This window comes from Streptomyces sp. SID5785, assembly GCF_009870065.1.
Lineage (GTDB): Bacteria > Actinomycetota > Actinomycetes > Streptomycetales > Streptomycetaceae > Streptomyces.
This window is the reverse complement of sequence record NZ_WWIA01000792.1, coordinates 1-2,921: the sequence shown is the minus strand read 5'-3', so window position 1 is coordinate 2,921 and position 2,921 is coordinate 1. Positions and strand designations below refer to the sequence as shown.

Genomic DNA, 2,921 nt, shown 5'->3' with positions numbered 1-2,921 from the left:
GGCGGCGGGCGCCCAGCGGCAGCGAGACCGCGAAGCTCGGCGACCGGCCGCGCCCGAAGGCCACCTCGAGCGAGCCGCCCCCGATGTCGAGCACGCCGAGCGGTCCGGCCCGCCAGCCCAGCCAGCGCCGCGCGGCGAGGAAGGTCAGCTCGGCCTCCACCTCGCCCGGCAGTACCCGCAGCCGCAGGCCGGTGCCCTCGTGGACCGCGCGCAGCACCTCGTCACGGTTCGGCGCGTCCCGCACGATGGCCGTGGCGAACGCGAACGGCTCGTCGCTGCCCCAGCGCCGGGCCTCGTCGCGCGCACCGGCGACCGCCTCGACGATCTCCGCGACCGCGCCGGGGCCCAGCCGGCGGTCCTCGTCGATCCGGTCCGACAGGCGCAGCCGCCGCTTGGCCGTGTGCACGGGCAGCGGCGCGCCGTCGGCCGCGTCGGCGATCGCGAGCCGCACCGTGTTCGACCCGACATCCACCACACTGATTCGCATGATCGTCCGAGTACCCGCAGGGGCCGCCGCTCAAAGCCGCTCGGTGCCGCTCACGCCGCCGGCCGTGCCGAGCGCCGACAGGATCCAGGAGCGGGACGCGGCCGGGTCGATGACCCCGTCGATCTCGAGCGCGGCCGCCGCGTTCACCGCCTTGCCGTGTTCGTACAGTTCGGCGACCCGTTCCCGGAAGGCCCGCTCGCGCGCGTCGGGGTCGGCGATCGCGGCGAGTTCCCTGCGGTAGCCGAGCCGGACGGCGCCCTCCAGGCCCATCCCGCCGAACTCGCCGCTGGGCCAGGCCGCGGTGGCCAGCGGCGCCCGCGTCGAGCCGCCCATCATCGCCATCGCGCCGAGCCCGTACGCCTTGCGCAGCACGAGGCACACGAGGGGCACGGTCAGCCGGGCGCCCGCCACGAACAGGTCCGCGAACTGCCGCACGGTCGCGGTGCGTTCGGCGTCCGGACCGACCATGAACCCCGGGGTGTCGCACAGCGAGAGGACCGGCAGCGCGAACGACTCGCACAACCGCAGGAAGCGGGCCGCCTTGTCGGCCGCGTCCCGGTCGAGGGCGCCGCCGAGACACCCCGGATCGTTGGCGATCAGCCCCAGCGGCCGGCCCTCGACCCGGACCAGCGCCGTGACCACCCCGGACCCGAAGCCACGCCGCAGCTCCAGGACCGATCCGGTGTCGGCGAGCCCGCGGACGGCGGCCCGCACGTCGTAGGCCCGCCGCCGGTTCTCCGGCACCACGTGCCGCAGCAGCCGCTGGTCCGGTGCCTCCCAGTCGTCTCGTACGCCCTGGAAGTACGACAGGTAGGCGCGCGCCGCCCGCACCGCCTCCGCCTCGTCCGCGACCGGCAGGTCGACAACGCCGTTCGGCACCTGCACCGACAGCGGGCCGATCTCCTCGGGCCGGTACGTGCCGAGACCGCCGCCCTCGATCATCGCGGGGCCGCCCATGCCGATGTTCGCCTCCGGCGTCGCGATGATCACGTCGCAGCTGCCGAGCAGCGCCGCGTTCCCCGCGAAGCAGCGGCCCGAGGCGACGCCGACCAGGGGCACCCGGCCGCTCAGGCGCGCCATGTGATGGAACGTCGACACGTTCAGGCCCGCGACCGCCGTCGAGTCCGTGTCGCCGGGCCGGCCCCCGCCGCCCTCGGCGAACAGCACGACGGGCAGGCCGCGCCGCTCGGCGACCGCCAGCATCCGGTCCGTCTTGGCGTGGTTGTTCATGCCCTGCGTCCCGGCCAGCACGGTGTAGTCGTACGACATCGCGACGACCGGGACGCCGCCGATCCGGCCCGTGCCGGTGACCATGCCGTCCGCGGGCGTGTCCCGGACCAGCTCCTCCAGCGGGCGCCTGCGGCGCTGGGCCGCCACGGCCAGCGCGCCGAACTCGGTGAACGTCCCCGGGTCGCAGAGGTCGTCGAGGTTCTCCCGCGCCGTGCGCCGGCCCGCCGCGTGCCGGCGCGCGACCACCTCCGGGCGGTGCGCGTCGAGCCCGAACGCGTGCCGCGCCCCGACCTCGGCGAGATCGGCCCGCACCGTGTCGGGGTCCACCGGCCCGGAGTCCGCCGGGCCGGCCGCACCCGCCCCACCCGGATCGAGCCGGACCAGCACCGCCCCCTCGGCGACCGTCCCGCCGACCGCCGCGGACACCTCCCGGACGACACCGGGGTGTGCGGCGCGCACCACGTGCTCCATCTTCATGGCCTCCAGGACCACGAGCACGGAGCCCGCCGCGACCGCCTCGCCCGGCTCCGCGTGCACCGAGACGACCGTGCCGCTCATCGGGGCGACCAGTGTGCCCGCCGCGTCCGCGGGGCGCGCCTCCTCGGCCGGCACGAGGTCCGCGAGGTGCCGCTCGACGAAGCCCGTGTCGATGGCGCCCGCCGTGACCTCCGGGTGGGCGAGGAGCGCGCGCAGCAGCGGCACGCCCGTCGCCACCCCCTCCACGGCGAACTCGTCCAGGGCGCGCCGCGCCTTCGCGTACGCCGCGGCCGGACCGCCCGCAGGCGCCCGGGCGACGACCTTCGCCAGCAAGGAGTCGAAGCGCGTGCCGATCTCCGTGCCGGTGCGCACCGCCGTGTCCACCCGGATCCCGGGTCCGGCGGGCGGGTCGAACCGGGTGATCCGGCCGGTGGAGGGGCGGACCGTGCCGTCGGGCGAGGTGACCTCCGCGTTCACCCGGACCTGCACGGCGACCCCGCGCGGCGTCGGCGGGGGACCGGCCAGGCCCAGGTCCGCGAGCCGCTCGCCCGCCGCGATCCGCAGCTGCGCCGCCACGAGGTCGACCCCGGTCACCTCCTCGGTCACCGTGTGTTCGACCTGGAGACGCGGATTGGCCTCGATGAACACGAACTCGGCGCCGCGCACCAGGAACTCGACCGTGCCGACGCCCTCGTAGCGGGCCGCGCGGGCCAGTCGCAGCGCGCTG

Annotated in this window: 1 protein-coding gene and 1 pseudogene; both read right to left on the bottom strand. The window is 76.5% G+C overall.

All coding sequences use genetic code 11. From position 1 onward, the window contains the following. Nucleotides 1-487: pseudogene (locus GTW43_RS26025) on the bottom strand (Ppx/GppA family phosphatase); the annotation flags it as partial. Nucleotides 488-517: 30 nt separating this feature from the next. After that, on the bottom strand, nucleotides 518-2,921 hold a 2,404-nt coding region (locus tag GTW43_RS26020; RefSeq protein WP_161304423.1), incomplete at its 5' end, for a carboxyl transferase domain-containing protein.